12 protein-coding genes and 1 tRNA gene are annotated in these 19,584 nt (G+C 72.5%); 7 read left to right on the forward strand and 6 right to left on the reverse strand.

Annotated elements, in window-relative coordinates; genetic code table 11:
* Nucleotides 1-170: 170 nt before the first annotated feature.
* The 3 genes from queE to FQY64_RS06910 all read left to right on the forward strand — a co-directional run bounded on the left by queE (nt 171) and on the right by FQY64_RS06910 (nt 1,886).
* On the forward strand, nt 171-851 hold the full coding sequence (queE, locus tag FQY64_RS06900) for a 7-carboxy-7-deazaguanine synthase QueE (protein WP_146473253.1): 681 nt from the start codon (nt 171-173) through the stop codon (nt 849-851).
* 203 nt (nt 852-1,054) lie between these two features.
* Nucleotides 1,055-1,741 (forward strand): 7-cyano-7-deazaguanine synthase QueC, encoded by a 687-nt coding sequence (gene queC, locus FQY64_RS06905; protein ID WP_268245299.1) that lies wholly within the window; start codon nt 1,055-1,057, stop codon nt 1,739-1,741.
* A 69-nt stretch (nt 1,742-1,810) separates the two neighbouring features.
* Nucleotides 1,811-1,886 (forward strand) — tRNA-Lys (locus FQY64_RS06910).
* Nucleotides 1,887-2,835: 949 nt separating this feature from the next.
* Here FQY64_RS06910 and FQY64_RS06915 read toward each other — a convergent pair.
* The 3 genes from FQY64_RS06915 to FQY64_RS06925 all read right to left on the reverse strand — a co-directional run bounded on the left by FQY64_RS06915 (nt 2,836) and on the right by FQY64_RS06925 (nt 5,861).
* Nucleotides 2,836-3,201 (reverse strand): ribonuclease E inhibitor RraB, encoded by a 366-nt coding sequence (locus FQY64_RS06915; RefSeq protein WP_146473255.1) that lies wholly within the window; start codon nt 3,199-3,201, stop codon nt 2,836-2,838.
* Between the two features lie 47 nt (nt 3,202-3,248).
* Nucleotides 3,249-5,054: a DNA helicase RecQ gene (gene recQ, locus FQY64_RS06920; RefSeq protein WP_146473257.1), complete on the reverse strand. Its 1,806-nt coding sequence runs from the start codon at nt 5,052-5,054 to the stop codon at nt 3,249-3,251.
* Nucleotides 5,055-5,315: 261 nt separating this feature from the next.
* Complete coding sequence (locus tag FQY64_RS06925) at nt 5,316-5,861, reverse strand: Dps family protein (protein WP_146473259.1); 546 nt, start codon at nt 5,859-5,861, stop codon at nt 5,316-5,318.
* Between the two features lie 103 nt (nt 5,862-5,964).
* Here FQY64_RS06925 and hrpA point away from each other — a divergent pair, with 103 nt between their 5' ends.
* A complete protein-coding gene (hrpA, locus tag FQY64_RS06930; RefSeq protein ID WP_146473261.1) occupies nt 5,965-10,008 on the forward strand; it encodes an ATP-dependent RNA helicase HrpA in 4,044 nt (1,347 codons plus the stop codon).
* Between the two features lie 117 nt (nt 10,009-10,125).
* Here the strand turns inward: hrpA and FQY64_RS06935 are convergent, their stop codons facing one another.
* On the reverse strand, nt 10,126-10,614 hold the full coding sequence (locus tag FQY64_RS06935; RefSeq protein ID WP_146473263.1) for a hypothetical protein: 489 nt from the start codon (nt 10,612-10,614) through the stop codon (nt 10,126-10,128).
* 11 nt (nt 10,615-10,625) lie between these two features.
* Entirely contained in the window at nt 10,626-11,120 is a 495-nt protein-coding gene (locus FQY64_RS06940; protein WP_146473265.1) for a hypothetical protein, read from the reverse strand.
* Nucleotides 11,121-11,198: 78 nt separating this feature from the next.
* Here FQY64_RS06940 and FQY64_RS06945 point away from each other — a divergent pair, with 78 nt between their 5' ends.
* Complete coding sequence (locus tag FQY64_RS06945) at nt 11,199-13,319, forward strand: RelA/SpoT family protein (RefSeq protein WP_146473266.1); 2,121 nt, start codon at nt 11,199-11,201, stop codon at nt 13,317-13,319.
* A 38-nt stretch (nt 13,320-13,357) separates the two neighbouring features.
* Nucleotides 13,358-14,827, forward strand: a complete 1,470-nt coding sequence (locus FQY64_RS06950; RefSeq protein WP_146473268.1) for a hypothetical protein — start codon at nt 13,358-13,360, stop codon at nt 14,825-14,827.
* A gap of 3 nt (nt 14,828-14,830) precedes the next feature.
* Here the strand turns inward: FQY64_RS06950 and FQY64_RS06955 are convergent, their stop codons facing one another.
* Nucleotides 14,831-16,924, reverse strand: coding sequence for a glycosyltransferase (locus FQY64_RS06955; protein ID WP_146473270.1), 2,094 nt, complete (start codon nt 16,922-16,924; stop codon nt 14,831-14,833).
* A gap of 135 nt (nt 16,925-17,059) precedes the next feature.
* Between FQY64_RS06955 and mrcB the strand changes: the two genes are divergently transcribed.
* Entirely contained in the window at nt 17,060-19,456 is a 2,397-nt protein-coding gene (mrcB, locus tag FQY64_RS06960) for a penicillin-binding protein 1B (protein ID WP_146473272.1), read from the forward strand.
* The last annotated feature ends 128 nt before the right edge of the window (nt 19,457-19,584 follow it).

Raw genomic sequence — 19,584 nt, forward strand, 5'->3', positions numbered from 1 at the left:
GCCGTCGATCCGGCGGGCCCGGCCGGCGCCATCCGGCTCGCCCTGAGCCTGTCGAAGGCCGCGCCCGGCCGTGCGTCGGCCCGCCCGTGGCCCGACACGCTCAGCATTGGCGGGCGGGCACGAAGCGCCGCTCAGCAACCCGCACGACCCGCCTTGCTAGACTTTCGCGGATGAATGCCGTCGCGCCCGTCGATGCGGCCGCCGCATCGGCGGACCGGCTCAAGCTCACCGAGATCTTCCTGTCGCTGCAGGGCGAGGCCCGCGCGGCCGGGTGGCCGACCGTGTTCGTGCGCCTGACCGGCTGCCCGCTGCGCTGCCAGTACTGCGACACCGCCTACGCTTTCCACGGCGGCGCGTGGTGGACGATCGAGGCCATCCTCGCCGAGGTGGCCAAGCACGGCGTCCGCCACGTCTGCGTCACCGGCGGCGAGCCGCTCGCGCAGAAGCGCTGCCTCAAGCTGCTGGGCGTGCTGTGCGATGCCGGCTACGAGGTGTCGCTGGAGACCTCCGGCGCGCTCGACGTGTCCGAGGTCGATCTCCGCGTTTCGCGCGTGGTCGACATCAAGACGCCCGATTCCGGCGAGGCGCACCGCAACCTGTGGAGCAACCTGGCGCTGCTCACCGCGCGCGACCAGGTCAAGCTGGTGATCTGCAGCCGCGCCGACTACGACTGGGCGAAGCGAGTGATCGCCGAACACCGCCTGCCCGAGCGCTGCGAGGTGCTGTTCTCGCCCAGCTTCGGCCAGGTCGATCCCACCGCGCTCGCCGACTGGATCGTCGCCGACCGCCTGCCCGTGCGCTTCCAGATCCAGTTGCACAAGCTGCTGTGGAACGACGAGCCGGGGCGGTGAGCCGGGAATCGGGAGTCGGGAATCGGGAGTCGGGAGTCGGGAATCGGGAGTCGGGAATCGGGAGTCGGGAATCGGGAATCGGGAATCGGGAATCGCGAGGAGGCGGAGCTCGGCTGGTTCCTCCAGATCCGCTGCTTGGGAAAAATGGCCGCTGCAACACGTTCGAGAATGCCGCTTTGACGACTCCCGATGTCCGATTCCCGATTCCCGGCCGCAAAGCCGTCGTCCTCGTCTCCGGCGGCATGGATTCGGCGGTGGTGCTGGCGATCGCGCGCGAGCAGGGCTTCGCCGTGCATGCGCTCAGCGTGCGCTACGGGCAGCGCCATACGTCCGAACTGGACGCCGCGGCGCGGCTGGCGCGGGCGATGGGGGCGGTCGCGCACAAGGTCGTCGACGTGGACCTGCGCACCATCGGCGGTTCCGCACTCACCGACGATGCGATCGCCGTGCCGCTCGACACCGATGCGAAACCGGCCGATCCGATCCCGGCCACCTACGTGCCGGCGCGCAACACGATCATGCTGTCGATCGCGCTCGGCTGGGCCGAGGTGCTGGGCGCCGCCGACATCTTCTGCGGCGTCAACGCGGTGGACTATTCGGGCTATCCCGACTGCCGCCCCGAGTTCGTGGCCGCGTTCGAGCGGCTGGCGAACCTCGCCACCCGGGCCGGCGTCGAAGGCGCGGGTCTGCGCATCCACGCGCCGCTGCAGTACCTCGGCAAGGCCGACATCGTGCGCGAGGGCGTGCGCCTGGGCGTGGACTTCGCGCTCACCGTCTCCTGCTACCAGGCCGACGGCGAAGGCCGCGCCTGCGGGCATTGCGACGCCTGCCGCCTGCGCGCCGAAGGGTTCCGCGCCGCCGGCGTGCCCGATCCCACGCGCTACGCCTGAGCGGTCTGCAGCGGCGCGCCCGCTGCGCTAGAATGCCGCCCCCGCCGCGCAACGCGGCGGCACGCGTCCGGGCCGTTAGCTCAGTCGGTAGAGCAGCTGGCTTTTAACCAGTTGGTCGTAGGTTCGAATCCTACACGGCCCACCACCCCGATCAGCAGTTTCGCAGGCTGGCTCAACCCGTTGGTCGTAGGTTCGAATCCTACACGGCCCCCCACTTCGATCAGCGGTCTCGCAGGCGGGCTCAACCCGTTGGTCGTAGGTTCGAATCCTGCACGGCCCCCCACTTCGATCAGCGGTCTCGCAGGCTGGCTCAACCCGTTGGTCGTAGGTTCGAATCCTGCACGGCCCACCACCCCGATCAGCAGTCTCGCAGGCTGGCTCAACCCGTTGGTCGTAGGTTCGAATCCTGCACGGCCCACCACCCCGATCAGCGGTCTCGCAGGCGGGCTCAACCCGTTGGTCGTAGGTTCGAATCCTGCACGGCCCACCACCCCGATCAGCGGTCTCGCAGGCTGGCTCAACCGGTTCGCCGTCGGTTCGAGCCCCACTCGGTCCAAGCCCCGGTTCCCATTGTCGTCATCCCCGCGAAAGCGGGGATCCATGGACGTCCGTCTGCAACACCGCGCCGTCGAAACGCGTCTTCCGTCCACACGCGCCCGCAGCGTATGAGGAACCGTCAGTGCTCCACTGACCAGACCACCACACTCGCCACGATCAGGGCCAGTGCGAGGGCGAGAAGCGACGTAACGCGGGGGGCGTGCCTATGCGCCTTGGCGCGAGGCTTCAGCAAGGACGGGTGCCGATAGACCAGCCCTGCAACGACAACCCAGCCAATGGCCCCAAGCCATCCCGGCAGGCCCGGGAACTTCCGCAGCGAGCAATACGCCACGAGCGCAAAGGCGAGAGCGACCCAGCCTGCAAATGGATTCCCGCTTTCGCGGGAATGACGAGGCGAGGCATCCAGGCCTTGGGCGGACGAATGCGCCGATGATCCCGAGCGAGACGATCCGGCCTGTCACGAACAGCATCCGGGCGAACCCGCGTCTCGCGGTCGTAGCGGGGCGTTCCATGCGCCGTGACGCGCGGGCGGGGGGCTATGCCGCCGGAACGCCGCCGGTCTGCTGCAGGCAGCCCCAACCCGTACAGTCGCCGCCGAAGTGCCCGGCGACCTGCTTGAGATAACCCTCGAGGTGGGTGATCTCGGCATGGTTCGGCACCATGTACGCGATCACCTGCACGCTCCACGGCGAGCCCGGCTCGTCCTCGAGCGGTGGCTGCAGTTGCACCTTGAACTCGTTGCGGAACAGGAACACGCCGCACTCCAGGGCGGCCTGCTCGTTGTCGAAGTCGAGACTGAAGTCGATGTCGCGCGCGATCGACAGGTCGTCGCCGTGCGCGGCCAGGCGCCAGAGCACCTCGCCGTTCTCGTCCATCGGAAACCTGCCAACGTCGCGATCCATCCGGCCCCTCCGCTGCGGGTGCGCAAGTACAGCGCCTGGCGGGGAGCTTACACGCGCACCGCGTCCAGCGCTTGCAGCACCTCGTCGCCGTAGCGGTCGAGTTTGCTGCCGCCGATGCCGGGGATGCGGGCGAGTTCGCGCCGGGATTGCGGGTCGGCCTCGGCGATGGCGTGCAGGGTGCTGTCGTGGAAGATCACGTAGGCGGGCACGTTCTGTTCGCGGGCGAGGCGGGCGCGCCAGGCGCGCAGGGCGTCGAAGCGGGCCTGTTCCTCGGCGCTGAGGTGGAACGTGTTGGCGTGGCCGGCGCGGTCGCGGCGGGTGCGCGGGCGGCGGAGCTCGGCGCGCAGGCGCAGCGGGCGTTCGCCGCGCAGCACGGGTGCGGCGGCGGCGGTCAGGCGCAGCGCGCCGTAGCGTTCGTGGTCGACGTCGAGCAGGCCGAGCGCGACCAGTTGCCGGAACACGCCGCGCCATTGGCGCAGGTCGAGGTCGGTGCCGATGCCGAACGTGCTGAGCGCCTCGTGGCCGAACTGCTGCACCTTCCCGGTGCGCTCGCCGCGCAGCACGTCGATCAGGTGGCCGACGCCGAAGCGTTGGCCGGTGCGGTACACGCACGAGAGCGCCTTGCGCGCGGCCTCGGTGGCGTCCCAGGTCTGCGGCGGCTCCAGGCAGTTGTCGCAGTTGCCGCAGCCGCCGGGGTGCGGCTCGCCGAAGAAATGCAGCAGCGCCTGGCGGCGGCAGGCGGTGGTTTCGCAGTAGCCGAGCAGGGCGTCGAGCTTCTGCAGCTCCACGCGCTTGCGTTCCTCCGGCGCCTCGCCCTGCACGATCAGTTGCCGCAGGCCGACCATGTCGCCGAGCCCGAAGCACAGCCACGCCTCGGCGGGGCCGCCGTCGCGCCCGGCGCGGCCGGTTTCCTGGTAGTAGCCCTCGACCGACTTCGGCAGGTCGATGTGGGCGACGAAGCGCACGTCCGGCTTGTCGATGCCCATCCCGAAGGCGATGGTGGCGACCACCACCACCCCATCGTCCTGCAGGAAGCGGCGCTGGTTGGCCGCGCGCGTGGCCGCGTCCATGCCGGCGTGGTAGGGCACGGCGTCGAGGCCGGCTTCGACCAGCGCGGCGGCCACTTCCTCCACCCGCCGGCGCGAGAACGCGTAGACGATGCCGCTCTCGCCGCGGTGCTCGTCGAGGAAGTCGAGCAACTGGCGTACGCCGTTGTGCTTGGGCACGACCCGGTAGCGGATGTTCGGGCGGTCGAACGAGCTGACGAAGCGGCGCGCCTCGGTCAGGCCGAGACGCTCGGCGATCTCCTCGCGGGTGGGGCCGTCGGCGGTGGCGGTGAGCGCGATGCGCGGCACGTCGGGCCAGCGCTCGTGCAGCACGGTGAGCTGGCGGTATTCGGGGCGGAAGTCGTGGCCCCACTGCGAGACGCAGTGCGCCTCGTCGATCGCGAACAGCGCCACCCGCGCGCGGTCGAGCAGCGACAGAAAGCGCGCGGTGAGCAGGCGCTCGGGGGCGACGTAGAGCAGGTCGAGCTCGCTGGCGAGGACCGCGCGCTCGGTGTCGAACGCGGTCTGCGCGTCGAGCGTGGAGTTGAGGAACGCCGCGCGCACGCCGAGCTGGCGCAGCGCCTCCACCTGGTCCTGCATCAGCGCGATCAGCGGCGAGACCACCACGCCGCAGCCGTCGCGCAGCAGCGCCGGGAGCTGGTAGCACAGCGACTTGCCGCCGCCGGTGGGCATCAGCACCAGCGCGTCGCCGCCGGCGGCCACGTGCTCGACGATCGCGCGCTGCGGGCCGCGGAAGTCCGGATGGCCGAACACGCGGCGGAGCAGGTCGAGGGCGCGGTCGGTCATGCGTGAGCGGCGCGGGCGCTGGGGGGTGCGCAGTCTAGCGGGCGCGGCGGGCGATGCCGATCGGAAAAGGTTCAGGTGTGTGTGGGAGTTTGCCGCGGCGTTCTCGTGCGAGCCGGGCCCCATTTCGAGCTGTTACCCGATCGCCATTGAGCAAATGGGCCCCGGCCTTCGCCGGGGCGACGGTAGCCGGTGCCCTGTACGCTCTTCCCGATTCCCGATTCCCGATTCCCGATTCCCGATTCCCGATTCCCGATTCCCGCCTCACTGCAACAGCGAACGCAGCATCCACGCGTACTTCTCGTGGATCTGCAGGCGCTGGGTCAGCAGGTCGACGGTCGGGTCGTCGCCGGCGTCGTCGGCCGTCTTCAGCACCTTGCGCGCGGTGCGGCACACCGCTTCGTTGCCGACCACCAGTTGGCGGACCATCTCGCGCCAGTCGGCGTTGTCGGCGACCTCGCCCTCGTCCGCGATCGAGGACAGCCGCGCGAACTCCGCGTACGAGCCCGGCGCTTTCGAACCGAGCGCGCGGATGCGTTCGGCGATCTCGTCGAGCGCGCCCCACTGCTCGGTGTACTGCTGCTCGAACATCACGTGCAGCGTGTTGAACATCGGACCGGTGATGTTCCAGTGGAAGTTGTGCGTCCTGAGGTACAGCGTGTAGCTGTCGGCGAGCACGCGCGACAGCCCCTCGGCGATGGTCCGGCGGTCCTTCTCCGACAGCCCGATGTCGATCGCCGGCGCGCCCACCGCGGCGAGGCTGGCGGCGCGTTCGGGGTTGGCGTTCTTGCCGGTCTTGACCTTGGCCATGGCGTTCTCTCCGTGCTGAGGGGTTTGCAGGCGACAATAGGCCGCTTGCGACCCGGTGGGAATTCGAAAGAACCGAACGGTCCGATAGGGCCGTCCTATGGCGATGCAGTCTAGACACGATATCGCGAGCGCCGCGTTACGCCAGGCCCGGGCCGCCATCGACGGCGCGCTGAGCCGCGACCGTGGGCGCCTCTACGGGCTCTGGTCGCGCTGGTCGCGCGCACCGGAGGACGCCAAGGCGCAGGAGCAGTTCGCGCAGGCGCTGGCGAGATCGGTGGCGCAGCGCGAGGCGCGCGCGGCGTCGCTGCCGCAGGCGCCGGTCGATCCGTCCCTGCCGATCGCGCGCGAGGCCGAGCGCATCGTCGAGCTGATCCGCGCGCACCAGGTGGTCGTCGTCGCCGGGGAGACCGGCTCGGGCAAGACCACGCAGCTGCCGAAGCTGTGCCTCGCCGCCGGGCGCGGGCAGGCCGGCATGATCGGCTGCACGCAGCCGCGGCGGATCGCCGCGCGCGCGGTGGCGCGCCGCGTCGCCGAGGAGCTGCGCGTGCCGCTGGGCGGCGCGGTCGGCTACCAGGTGCGCTTCACCGAGAACGTCGGCGAGCAGACCGCGGTGAAGTTCATGACCGACGGCATCCTGCTCGCCGAGATCCAGTCCGACCGCTGGCTGTCGGCCTACGACACGCTGGTGATCGACGAGGCGCACGAGCGCAGCCTCAACATCGATTTCCTGCTCGGCTACCTCAAGCAACTGATCGCGCGGCGGCCGGACCTCAAGCTCGTCATCACCTCGGCGACGATCGACACCGAGCGCTTCGCCGCACACTTCGGCAACGCGCCGGTGGTGAGCGTGGAAGGGCGCGGCTATCCGGTCGAGGTGCGCTGGCGGCCGCTCGAAGGCGAAGGCGACGCCGACGGTGCGCGCACGGTGCTCGAAGGCATCGTCGCCGCCTGCGACGAGATCACCCGCGAGGACCCGCGCGGCGACGTGCTGATCTTCCTGCCCGGCGAGCGCGAGATCCGCGACGCGCACCAGGCGCTGGAACGGCGCAAGTACCGCGAAACCGAAGTGCTGCCGCTGTACGCGCGGCTGTCGGCGCGCGACCAGGACCGCGTGTTCAACCCCGGCGTGAAGCGGCGCATCGTGCTGGCGACCAACGTCGCCGAGACCTCGCTGACGGTGCCGCGCATCCGTTACGTGGTCGATCCGGGCCTGGCGCGGGTGAAGCGCTACAGCCCGCGCGGCAAGCTCGACCGCCTGCACATCGAGCCGGTGAGCCAGGCAAGCGCCGACCAGCGCAAGGGCCGTTGCGGCCGCATCAGCGAGGGCGTGTGCTACCGGCTCTACAGCGAGGCCGATTTCCTGTCGCGGCCACAGTACACCGACCCGGAAATCCGCCGCGCCGCGCTCGCCGGCGTGATCCTGCGCATGCTGTCGCTCGGCCTCGGCCGGATCGAGGCGTTCCCGTTCCTCGAACCGCCCGATCCGCGCGCGATCGCCGACGGCTGGCAGCAGCTCGCCGAGCTCGGCGCGGTCGACGGCGAGCGCAAGCTCACCGCGATCGGCCGGCAGATGGCGCGGCTGCCGGTGGACGTGAAGCTGGCGCGCATGCTGATCGCGGCCAACGCCCACGGCTGCCTGCGCGAGATGCTGGCGATCGCGGCGTTCCTCGGCATCCAGGACCCGCGCGAGCGCCCGGCCGACAAGCGCGGCGCCGCCGATGCCGCGCATGCCGAATTCAGCGACCCGAAGAGCGAGTTCGTCGGCATCCTGAAGCTGTGGGACGCCTACCAGGCCGCGCACGAGGCGATGACGCAGTCGAAGCTGCGCGACTGGTGCGAGAAGCGCTTCCTCGGCTTCCTGCGCATGCGCGAATGGCGCGAGCTGCACCGGCAGCTCAAGCTGATCTGCGAGGAACTGCAGTGGGATACCGGTAGGGCGGGTCTTGACCCGCCACCGGGCGGCAAGGCGGCGGGTCAGGACCCGACACCGGGCGGCAAGGCGGCGGGTCAGGACCCGACACCGGGCGGCAAGGCGGGTCAAGACCCGCCCTACTCACGTCTCCATCGTGCGTTGATCGCCGGGTTGCCCACCCAGATCGGCCAGCGCAGCGAGCGCAACCAGTACGACGGCCCGCGCGGGCGCAAGTTCCAGTTGTTTCCCGCCTCGCCGCTGGCGTCGAAGCCGCCGCCGTGGGTGCTGTCGGCGACGATCCTCGACACCGAGCGGGTATGGGCGCTGACCAACGCCGCGATCGAGCCGGAGTGGGTGATCGCGGAAGTGCCGCATTTGCTCTCGCGCCGCCAGCACGATCCGCACTGGTCGCGCTCGCAGGGGCGCGTGGTCGGCAGCGAGCAGATCAGTCTGTTCGGGCTGGTGCTGGCGCCGAAGAAGCCGATCCACTACGGCGCGCTGTTCCCGCAGGAAGCGCGCGAGATCTTCGTGCGCGACGCGCTGGTGACCGGCGAGATCAACACGCGCGCGGCGTTCCTGCCGCGCAACCTCGCCACGCTCGCCGCCGCGCGCGAGGAGGAGGCCAAGCAGCGCCGCGTGGGCCTCGTCGTCGACGACGACTGGATGACGCAGTGGTACCTCGACCGCCTGCCGCCGCACGTGCACAACGCGCAGGCGCTGGATGCGTGGTACCGCGGCCTCGACGAGGCGGGCAGGAAGGCGCTGGAGTGGTCGAAGGCGGACCTGATGGTCGGCGACACCGCGCAGGCCGAGCTGTTCCCGCCGTTCCTGCCGCTGGGCGAGGTGCGGCTCGCGGTGCGCTACCGCTTCGAGCCGGGCGCGCCGGACGACGGCATGACGGTCGCGGTGCCGCTGCATCTGCTCAACGCGCTCGACCCGGCGCGGCTGTCGTGGCTCGCGCCCGGGTTCGTCGCCGACAAGGCCGCCGCGCTGATCAAGTCGCTGCCGAAGGCGCTGCGGCGCAACTTCGTGCCGGCGCCGGATTTCGCGCGCGCGTTCTTCGAGGCGCACCCGAAACCCGAGGCCGACAGCCTGACGGGCGCGCTGGCGCGCTTCCTGCGGAAGGTGACCGGCGCGGAGGTCGCGGCGAGCGACTTCGACGAGTCCGCGCTGGAGCCCCACCTGCGCGTCAACCTGCGCCTGCTCGACCGCGACGGGCGCACCGTACTGGCCGAGTCGCGCGATCTCGACGAGTTGCGCCGCCGCTTCGGCGAGCGCGCGGCGGCGGCGTTCGCGGAGAAGGCGGCAGGACGCATGGCGCGCAGCGGATTGACCGCATTCCCGGACGAGCCGATTCCGGTCAGCGTGCCGGGCGCGGGTGGCGTGCCGGCGTATCCCGCGCTGCACGACGACGGCGAGAGCGTGTCGCTGCAGGTGCATGCCGAACGCGACGTCGCCGAAGCCGCGCATCCGGCCGGCGTCCGGCGCCTGCTGGTGCTGGCGCTCGCCGATCGGTTGAAACAGGCGCGCAAGCAGTTGCCGGTGTCGCCCAGGCTCGGGCTGCTGTACGCGCAGATCGAGTCGGCCGCGCCGCGCCGGCTGGAGAAGCTGGCGACGCAGGGCGCCAAGGGCGAGGCCGACCGCCTGCGCGCCGATCTGGTCGATGGCGCGTTCGCCGCGCTCAGCGCCGAGGGGCTGGAGGCGATCCGCGATCCGCAGGCGTTCGCCGCCAAACGCGAGGAGGTGGGCCGGCAACTGTTCCCGGAGGCGATGGAGCGGCTGAAGCAGGCCGAGGCGATCCTCGCGCTGGTCGCCGAAGTGCGCGCGAAGCTGGAGTCGAAGCTGATGGGCTGGGCCAGCGGCAACCTCGACGACATGCGCGCGCATCTCGCCGCGCTGACGCCGCCCGGCTTCCTGCGCGACACGCCGGCCGAGGCGCTGCGCGAATACCCGCGCTGGCTGCGCGCGCTGTCGCTGCGCGCCGAGCGCGCGCAGCGCGACCCGCTGCGCGACCAGACTCGGATGCTGGAACTCAAGCCGTTCGCCGATGCGCTCGCGCAGGCGGCGGAGCAGGGCGAGGCGCGCGCGCCCGAGTGGCAGGCGCTGCGCTGGGATCTCGAGGAACTGCGCGTCTCGCTGTTCGCGCAGGAACTGGGCGCGAAGGGCGGCGTGTCGCCGAAGAAGCTTGCGCAGCGTCTGGCCGCGCTGCGCGAGGGGGTGCCGCGGCGGGCGTAGGAGCGGCTTCAGCCGCGACCACGACCGGCGACGAGGCGAGGGGCCGCGCCTGTAGCCGCTCCTGCGGCCCCTCACCCTGCCCGGGTCGGGACGCCGGTGGCCGCGAAGGCCGGCGCCTCACTCGACCGGCTTCACCTTCGCCTTCGGGCTGTGGCCGTCGACCTGCAGGTACCACGCGCCCATGAACCCCGGCGCGATGGTGACCTTCGGATTCTCCAGCGAGCCGCGGATCGCCATCGGCGGTGTGTCGACCACCCGCCAGCGCTGGCCGTTCTCGAGCCGGAGCACGTCGCCCGAGGACCAGCCGCGGAACGATCCGACGATGGCGCTGCGGATCGGTTCGCGGCTGTCGCGGTCGAACAGGCCGCCGCGGCGCTGCTGCTCGCGGACGGTGTCGTCCTCAACCTGGCGCGCCACCGACGCCTGCTCGCTGGCGAGGATCGCGTTGAGCGCCCGCAACTGGTCGGCGCCGAGCGTGTCCAGGCCGGTGGCGCGCATCTGCTCGGCGCTGAGGCGCTGCTCGATCGGTACGTACGCGGGCGGCGCGGCGTGCGCCGGCAGCGCGAGCGCAAGCGACGCGCCCAGGACAAGGAGCCGGGAGTGCATGCTCTTCTCCGTCACTTGACGCGCACCACGCGGGCGCGGGTGTTGTAGCCCTCGACCGCGAGATACCACGTGTTGCCGAGGATCGCGGGCGTGATCCGCACCTTCGGGGCGTCCAGGCGCACGCCCGCCAGCGAGGCGTCGTCGGTCTGCTCCCACTCCTGGCCGTTCGCGAGCACGAAGCGGCGGCCGCGCCCGAACCCGCGGAACTCGCCCTGAAGCTGGCTGACGATCGGCTCGGTGGAGCCGAAGTTGAAGAAGCCGCGCGCCTCGCTCTTGACCTTCTCCTCGGCGCGCTCGGCGGCCCGCGCGGATTCGGTCTCGACCGTGCGATTGAGCCACGCGTTGAGGTTCGCCAGTTCCTCCGCGCTCAGCTTGTCCAGCCCGGCCGCCTTGAACTGCTCGGGCGTCATTTCCTGCTCGATGCGCTGCTGGGCGAACGCGAGCGGGCAGGCGAGCGCGAGCGCGAGCAGCAGGGCGCTCGACCGGAACACGACGGCATGACGCATAGGCTGTTCCTCCGGAGGGTCCGCCGCTAGTGTAGACCCAAGCCCGATTCCCGATTCCCGCTTCCGCCCGCGTTCGCGATGAGCGCCCCCGCGCCGCTGCCGCCGATGGATCTCGCCGCCCTGCTGGCCCGCCACGGGCTTGCGGTGCCGGCGGTGCTGCGCGCGTGCGGCGGGATGGCGCTGGAGGCGGCGCTGGCCGGATCGGGCGAGATCCCGGACGTGCTCGGCGACACGCTGGAGGCGCTCTCGCGGCTGGAGGCCGATGCCGACACCGTGGCCGCGGCCGTGCTGCATGCCTGCCCGGCGCTCGCGTCGCAATGCGCCGGGATCGAGCGCGAGCAGCCCTCGCTGGTGCCGCTGCTGGAGGGCCAGCGCTCGGCCGAGCAGGTGTGGTCGCTGTACAGCGAGCAGGGCGGCCGCACGCGCAGCGAAGGGTTGCGCCGCCTGCTGCTGTCGATCGTGCGCGACCTGCGCGTGGTGCCGATCCTGCTGGCGCGCCAGCTCGCGCGCATGCGCCACGCCGCACGGCTGCCGGAGGCCGAGCGCCGTGCGCTGGCCGCGCTCACCCGCGACATCCACGCGCCACTCGCCAACCGGCTCGGCATCTGGCAGTTGAAGTGGGAGCTCGAGGATCTCGCGTTCCGCCATCTCGAACCGGACACCTACCACCGCATCGCGCGCCTGCTCGACGAGAAGCGCGCCGACCGCGAGCGCTACATCGAGGACGTCAAGCGCACCCTGCGCGAGGCGCTGGCGGCGCAGGGCCTGCGCGCCGAGGTCGCCGGCCGGCCGAAGCACATCTTCAGCATCTGGAAGAAGATGCAGCGCAAGAACGTGCCGATCGGCGAGCTGTACGACCTGCGCGCGGTGCGCGTGCTGGTCGACACCGTCGCCGACTGCTACGCCGCGCTCGGCGTGGTGCATGCGACCTGGGTGCCGATCCCGAGCGAATTCGACGACTACATCGCCCGTCCCAAGCGCAACGACTACCGCTCGCTGCACACCGCCGTGGTCGGTCCGGAAGGCAAGACGCTGGAAGTGCAGATCCGCACCCACGAGATGCACCGCCAGGCCGAGCTCGGCGTCGCGGCGCACTGGAAGTACAAGGAAGGCGGCGGCCCCAACGCCGCCTTCGAACGCAAGATCGCGTGGATGCGCCAGTTGCTGGAAGCGCAGCAGGAAGGCGAGTTGGCCGGCGAGTTCGACACCGAGCTGGTCGAGGATCGCGTCTACGCGCTGACGCCGAAGGGCGACGTGGTCGATCTGCCGGCGGGCGCGACGCCGCTCGATTTCGCCTACCACATCCACACCGAGGTCGGTCACCGCTGCCGCGGCGCCAAGGTCGACGGCCGCATCGTGCCGCTCGACCACAAGCTGCGCACCGGCGATCGCGTCGAGATCCTCACCGGCAAGACCGCCGCGCCGCGCCGCGACTGGCTGGTCGCGGCCAACGGCTTCCTCGCCAGCCCGCGTTCGCGCGAAAAGGTGCGGGCGTGGTTCCACAAGCTCGACCGCGCGCGCAACCTGCAGGAGGGCCGCGAGATGCTGGAGCGCGAGTTGCGCCGGCTCGGGCTGCTGCACGCCGATCTGGCGCCGGTGCTGCCGCGCTTCAATCTGTCCGACGTCGAGGAGCTGTACGTGCAGGTCGCGCTCGGCGACCTCGGCGCGCATCAGGTCGGCCGCGCGCTGCTGGAGCTGGAGCGTCCGCCCGAACCGCCGTCCGCGCCGCCCGGGCCCGCGCGCCGGGCGCCGCCGCGCCGCAGCAGCGACTTCACGGTCGAGGGCGTGGGCAATCTGCTGGTGCAGCTCGCACGCTGCTGCCAGCCGGTCCCGGGCGAGCCGATCGTCGGCTACCTCACGCGCGGGCGCGGCGTCACCGTGCATCGCGCCGACTGCGCCGCGTTCGCGCGTCTGGCCAGCGCGCAGCCGCAGCGCGTGCTGCCGGTGGAATGGGGCAAACCCGGCGGCGGCTACGAAGTCGATGTCGTGGTATCGGCGATCGACCGCAAGTGGCTGCTGAAGGACGTCACCCACGTGATCGCGCAGGCGAACGCGCATGTGCTGAGCATGCGCACCGACGAGGAGCGCGACGGCGTGCGCATCCGCATGCGCCTGCGCGTGGCCGACTACGGCCAGCTCGCCGGCCTGCTCGGCAAGCTGGCGGCGCTGCCGGGGGTGGAGCAGGCGCGCCGCGCCTGAACCTGCGGATGCCCCAGCGCGGGGCTATGCTCCGGGCGATGGAGCGCACTCCGCCGGCGACATCCCCGCGCCGCGCGCGCCTGCTGAAGGGCGCGCTGGCGGCGGTCGCGCTCGTGGTGGCGTTCGTGCTGCTCAGCGAGCCGCTGCTGCTGCGCCTGTGGCCGCAGAGCCGCGCGGAAACCCTGGAGCGCGAGGCCGCGGCCGCGCTGGCGGCCGGTCGCCTCACCGCGACCGACGGCCGCGGCGCGCGCGAGCTGTACGAGGCGGCGCTGGCGCTCGATCCGGACCGCCCGCAGGCGCGCGCCGGCCTGCGCACGGTCGGCGAGGCCGCGCTGCGCGCCGGGCACGAGGCGGTGCGGGCGCGGCGCTACGGCGAGGCGCGGCGGATGCTCGAGCTGGCGCGTGCGCTGCAGATGCCGCGCGTCCACGTCGAGGATCTGGCGCGCGCGCTGCGCGTGGGCGAAGCGGCCGGAGCCGACATCGACCGGCTGCTTGCCGCCGCCGCGGACGCGCGCCGCGGCGGGCATCCCGAACAGGCGGCGGAACACTACCGCCGCATCCTCGATCTGGTGCCGAACCACCCGCAGGCGCTGGAAGGCCGCGAGGACGCGCTCGCCGACCTGCTGCAGCAGGCGCGCGAGGCGACCGGCGCCGGCCGCCTGCACGTGGCCACCGCCCTGATCGGCCTGGTGCGCCTGTACGACGGCGGACACGTCGACCTGCCGGAGACCGTGGCCGCGCTCGGCACCGCCGCCGAACGCCTGCGCGTCCGCGGCGACCGCGCGCTCGCCGCGGGCCGTCTCGACGACGCGACCGCCGCCTACTGGGCGGCGAGCGCGGTCGACGGCGAACGCGAAGCCGCGATGCAGGGGCTCGACCGGGTCGCGCGCGCGCATGCGCGGCGGGCGCGGCTCGAAGCCGGCGAGCTGCGCATCGACGACGCGCGGCGCGCGCTGGCGGAGGCGGAGGCGATCGCGCCCGAGCTGCCCGAGGTGCGCGATGCGCGCGCGCACGTGGCGCGTGTGGAGCAGTTGCAGCGCCGCCGCGCGGTCTCGCCCGAGCGGCAGGCGGAGGTGCAGCGCCTGCTCGCCGAAGCGGAGAAGGCCGAGCGCGCGGGCGATCTGCTCACGCCTCCGGGCGAGAGCGCGTTCGACCGGCTGCGCGCCGCGCGCGCGCTGGCGCCGGACGATGCCCGCATTGCCGCCGCCTCCGCCCGCCTGCTGCCGGCGGCGCGCGCCTGCTTCGAGCGCGAGCTCGCCGGCAACCGCCTGGGCCGCGCCGGGCATTGCCTGGATGCGGTGCAGGCGCTCGCCGGCGAGGGCGCGGAGACGCGCATGCTGCGTTCGCGCCTGGCGCAGCGCTGGATCGCGGTGGGCGACGAGCGCCTCGGCGCCGGCGAACTCGCCTCCGCCCGCCAGGCGCTGGTCGAGGCGCGCGCGCTCGATCCCGCGGCGCCGGGCCTTGCGCCGCTCGCGGAACGGCTGCGGCAGGCGGGCGCGGGGCCCTGAGCCTCAGCCGCGGCCGAGCAGGACGCGACGGACCACCTCGCGCGCGGCCTCCATCGAGAAATGGCGTTCGACGTTCGCCAGACCGTTGCGCGCGAGACTCTCCCACAGCGCCGGCTCGGCATGCAGGCGCAGCACGGCCTGCGCGAACGCGCGCGGCTCGTCCGCCACCAGCACGTCGACGCCATCGCGCAGATGCATGCCCTCGACCGCGCAGGACGTGGCCACCACCGGCTGCCCGTGCGCCATGCTGAGGTTGATCTTGCCCTTGACGCCGGCGCCGAAGCGCAACGGCGCCACCGCCACCCGCGCCCCGTCCATGTAGGGCGCGATGTCGGGCAGATGGCCGTGCACGTGCACGCCCGGCTGCGCGGCGAGCGCCGCGACTTCGTCCGGCACGTCGCCGCCGATCACGTGGAAACGGATGTCCGGCGCCTGTGCGCGGATCAGCGGGAAGATCTCGCGCGCGAACCAGACCACGGCGTCGGCGTTGGGCGGATGCCGGAAGCCGCCGACGAACACCAGATCGCGACGCTGCGCGAACGGCAGGCCCGGGCCTGCGACGCGGTGCACGTTCGAGAGCACCTCCACGCGCGCGCCCGGCACCTCGCGCATCAGCAGGTCGCGCTCGACCGGGCTCACCACCAGCGTCGCGTCGGCGGCGGCGACCATCGACAGCTCCTGCCGCCGCGTGCGCGCGGCCAGCTTGTCCAGCGTGCGATCGCCGGCCAACGCGGCGGCGCGGCGTTCGCGCAGGTAATGCAGATCCACGGTGTCGAACACGAGCCGCGCCTGCGGCGCATGGCGGCGCACCAGCGGCAGCATGCCGCGCAGCACGTGGTGCCGGCACGCCATGACGGTGTCGAAGCGCGCCCCGTGCGCGCGCATCCAGCGCGCGGGCGAGCCGATGAACGGCGCGTGCCAGGTCTCGATGCCCAGCCGCTGCAGCCGTTCCACCGCGGCGGCGCGGTGACGGCCGTCGAGCGGCAGCACGACCGCGTGCGCGCCTTCCTCGCGCAGCAGGCGCAGCAGGTTTTCCAGCCGCAGCGAGGCCGAGTCGCGATCCGATTCCGGCAGCCAGGCATCCACCACCAGCACGCACGGGCGGCCGTCGGCGCCGGCGATGGTCTCCGCGGCCGGCGCGCGCGTGGCCAGCGTCGCGCCCCACTTGTCCGCGAACGTCGCGCGGTTGCGAAGCTGGTATTGCTTCACGCCCCGGCGCACGTCGCGCCCCGCGGTGGCGCCCTCGGCATGCACCACGCGCGCGTGCGGCTGGCGCAGCACGCGGCCGCCCGCCGCGCGCACGGCGAAGGCGAGATCGACGTCCTCGTAGTACGCCGGCGCGTAGCGCGCATCGAAGCCCCCGCATGCCGCGAATGCCTCGCGTCGCAGCGCGATGGCGGCGCCGGAGCAGTAGTCCACCTCGCGCACGAAGGCCTGCAGCGGGTGCAGCGGGCTCGCGCCGCGCCCGAACTGGCGCGCCGTGCCGTCGGCCGCCACGCTCGCACCGGCTTCCTGCAGCCGCCCGTCCGGCTCGATGAGCTGCGCGCCGACCAGGCCCGTGCCGGCGTGCTCGTCGAACGTCGCCAGCAGGCGATCCAGCCACCCGGGCTGCGGCACCGTGTCGTTGTTCAGGAACACCAGGAATTCGCCGCGCGCCAGCCGCGCGCCGTCGTTGCACGCGGCGATGAAGCCGCCGTTGCGCGCGCGGCGGTGGTAACGCAGGCCGTCGATGCGTTGCAGGCACGACCCGGTCTCGTCGCTGGAACCGTCGTCGATCGCCAGGATCTCGATCGCGGCCGCGGGCGGATGCGCGGCGATCGCGCGCAGGCAGGCCAGCGTGTGCGCGAACTGGTTGTAGACCGGGATGACGATGCTCGCGCGCGGCGCGTCCGAATGCGGAACCGCGAACGGCGCGAACGCGGCGGCGTCGGGAAAGAACAGCGGCAGGCGCTGCTCCGACGGCACGCGCTGCAGATGCCGGCGCACGCTCTGCCACGTCGCGCGCCAGCCGCGCGTGCGCAGGCTGGTGAGTCCGCGATGCAACAGCCCGCTGCCCCGGTCGATCACGAACCGCACGTCGGCCCAGGACATCCTCATCGAAACTGGCACTCCGTGATGGGGTGGACGCGCCGCTGAACCGCGCGCCAACCGGCCCGCGCGGCTCACGGACGACGCGGCCGGCTGCGCTAGACTCGCGTCCACTTGGGCGCAGGCCCGACATTGTCGCATCCCGTGGCGCGAATCGATTACGACGAGGACGATCTCCCCGAGGCGCAGTCGCGGCCGCCGGTGTGGCGGCGTCGGCTGGTGACGTGGACGCTGGCGGCGATCGGTCTCGGGCTCGGGTTCCTGATCCCGTACACGCTCTATCTCAACGAACAGGTGAGCGAGCGCTTCGGCCAGCTTCGCTGGCAGTTGCCCACGCGCGTCTACGCGCGGCCGCTGCGGCTGGCGCCGGGCGTCGCGCTCGACGCGCAGACGCTGAAGACCGAACTGGACGCGGCGGCCTACCGCGAGGACGGCGCCGGCCGCCGTCCGGGCACCTACGCCCGGCAGGGCGCGCGCTGGACCATCGCCAGCCGCGGCTTCGACGATGTCGACGGCCGGGTGCCTGCGCGCCGCGTCGAAGTCGTGCTGTCCGGCGGCCGCGTCGCCAGCCTGCGCGATGCCGACAGCCGGCAGTCGCTGCGCTCGGTGCGGCTGGATCCGGCGCGCATCGCCACGCTGTACGGCCAGAAGCAGGAAGAGCGCCGCCTGGTGCGCATCAACGAAGTGCCGGAGCTGCTGGTGACCGGCCTGCAGGCGGTGGAGGACCGCGACTTCGCGCACCACCACGGCGTCGACCTGTCCGGCATGGTGCGCGCGGCGTGGGTGAACCTGCGCGCGCGCGAGACGCGCCAGGGCGCCAGCACCCTCACCCAGCAGCTCGCGCGCTCCGGACTGCTCGGCATCGGCCAGGAGCAGACCTTCACCCGCAAGTTCAACGAGATCCTCTACGCGCTGATCATCGACGCGCGCTACGAGAAGGAGACCATCCTCGAGGCCTACTTCAACCAGGTCTATCTCGGCCAGAACGGCGCGCAGGCGATCCACGGCGTGGCCGCGGGCGCGGAGTTCTGGTTCGGGCGCGACCTGCGCGATCTCACCACCGAGCAGATCGCGCTGCTGATCGGCATCGTCAAGGGCCCGTCCGCCTACGATCCGCGCCGCAATCCCGAACGCGCGCGGCAGCGGCGCGATTTCGTGCTCGGCGAGATGCTGGAGACCGGCCTGATCGAGCGCCGCGAATACGAGCGCGCGATCCGCGCGCCGCTGGGCGTGACCCGATCGCCCGGCAACATGGCGCCGAACCGTTTCCCCGCTTACGTCGACCTGGTCCGGCGCCAGCTCGCGCGCGACTATCCGGCCGAAACGCTGGCCGGCGCGGGCCTGCGCGTGATGAGCGGCATGTCGCCTTCCGCGCAGGCGTACGCCGAAGCGGCGGTGACGCGCACCATGAAGGCGCTCGGCAAGCGCAAGGTGCCGCTGGAAGCGGGCCTGGTGGTCACCGACGTGCACAACGGCGACGTGCTCGCGGTGGTCGGCAGCCGCCAGGTGACCGAGCACGGCTTCAACCGCGCGGTCGAAGCGCAGCGACCGGTCGGCTCGCTGCTGAAGCCCTACGTGTACCTGCTCGCGCTGGCGCAGCCCGGACGCTGGTCGCTGGCCAGCTACATCGAGGATTCGCCGGTGACGGTGACGCTCGACGACGGCAAGCGCTGGACGCCGGGCAATTCCGACGGCCGCAGCCACGGCACCGTCCGTCTGATCGATGCGCTCGCGCAGTCCTACAACCAGGCCACGGTGCGGCTGGGGATGCAGGTCAACCCCGCGCGTCTGGCCGACCTGATCCGCACGCTCGCCGGCATCGACGCCAAGGCCAATCCGTCGCTAATCCTGGGCGCGGTGGACCAGAGCCCGTACGCGATGGCGCAGCTCTACCAGTTCCTCGCCTCCGGCGGCGAGATCCAGCCGCTGCACGCGGTGCGCGGCGTGCTCGACGCCAACGGCCGCACGCTCAAGCGCTACGACAAGGCGCCGGCGCCCGCGCAGGAGGGCGATGCGATCGCCGCGCGGCTGATCACCATCGCCCTGCAGCACGCCATCGCCGGCGGCACCGGGCGGCAGTTGATCGCCGACGGCCTGGGCCGGCTCAGCCCGGCCGGCAAGACCGGCACCAGCAACGACAGCCGCGATTCGTGGTTCGCCGGCTGGACCGGCGATCACCTCGCGGTGGTGTGGGTCGGCAACGACCAGAACAAGCCGACCGGCCTGTACGGCGCCACCGGCGCGATGCGCGTGTGGTCCAGCCTGTTCGCGCGGTTGCCGAGCGCGCCGCTGCAGGTCAGCGACGACGGCCTCGACTGGCAGTGGGTGATCGGCTCCAACACCACCGACCCGGACTGCGTCGGCGCGCGCCGCATGCCGTTCGTGGCCGGATTCGCGCCCGGCTACGTGCCGTGCCCGGCGATGCCCGAGCCGACGCTGGAGGGCGAGGGCGGCGGCTGGCGCGAGTGGTTCGGCTTCGGCGACGACGAACCGGCGCAACCGCCGCCGCCGCCGGAGCCCGTGCCGGTGGAGGAGGAATGACCGCGCTGCGGCCGATCGCGCTGCTCGCCGCGGCCGCGCTGCTGGCCGCCTGCGCCAGTGCGCCGCCGCCGGCGCTGCCGGCGTTCGACGCCGCCGCCGCGCTCGCCGCGGTGCGCGAGGCCGGCCGA

It is taken from the genome of Vulcaniibacterium thermophilum (assembly GCF_007923255.1).
Taxonomy (GTDB): Bacteria; Pseudomonadota; Gammaproteobacteria; order Xanthomonadales; family Xanthomonadaceae; genus Lysobacter_F; species Lysobacter_F thermophilum.

Bases quoted from the DNA above. Each gene is read 5' to 3' on its own strand.
- FQY64_RS06915 (WP_146473255.1), bottom strand. From the start codon at position 3,201: ATGGATCGCGACGTTGGCAGGTTTCCGATGGACGAGAACGGCGAGGTG.
- FQY64_RS06955 (WP_146473270.1), bottom strand. From the start codon at position 16,924: ATGAGGATGTCCTGGGCCGACGTGCGGTTCGTGATCGACCGGGGCAGC.
- hrpA (WP_146473261.1), top strand. From the start codon at position 5,965: ATGCAGTCTAGACACGATATCGCGAGCGCCGCGTTACGCCAGGCCCGG.
- FQY64_RS06950 (WP_146473268.1), top strand. From the start codon at position 13,358: ATGGAGCGCACTCCGCCGGCGACATCCCCGCGCCGCGCGCGCCTGCTG.
- FQY64_RS06940 (WP_146473265.1), bottom strand. From the start codon at position 11,120: ATGCGTCATGCCGTCGTGTTCCGGTCGAGCGCCCTGCTGCTCGCGCTC.
- FQY64_RS06925 (WP_146473259.1), bottom strand. From the start codon at position 5,861: ATGGCCAAGGTCAAGACCGGCAAGAACGCCAACCCCGAACGCGCCGCC.
- recQ (WP_146473257.1), bottom strand. From the start codon at position 5,054: ATGACCGACCGCGCCCTCGACCTGCTCCGCCGCGTGTTCGGCCATCCG.
- queE (WP_146473253.1), top strand. From the start codon at position 171: ATGAATGCCGTCGCGCCCGTCGATGCGGCCGCCGCATCGGCGGACCGG.
- FQY64_RS06935 (WP_146473263.1), bottom strand. From the start codon at position 10,614: ATGCACTCCCGGCTCCTTGTCCTGGGCGCGTCGCTTGCGCTCGCGCTG.
- FQY64_RS06945 (WP_146473266.1), top strand. From the start codon at position 11,199: ATGAGCGCCCCCGCGCCGCTGCCGCCGATGGATCTCGCCGCCCTGCTG.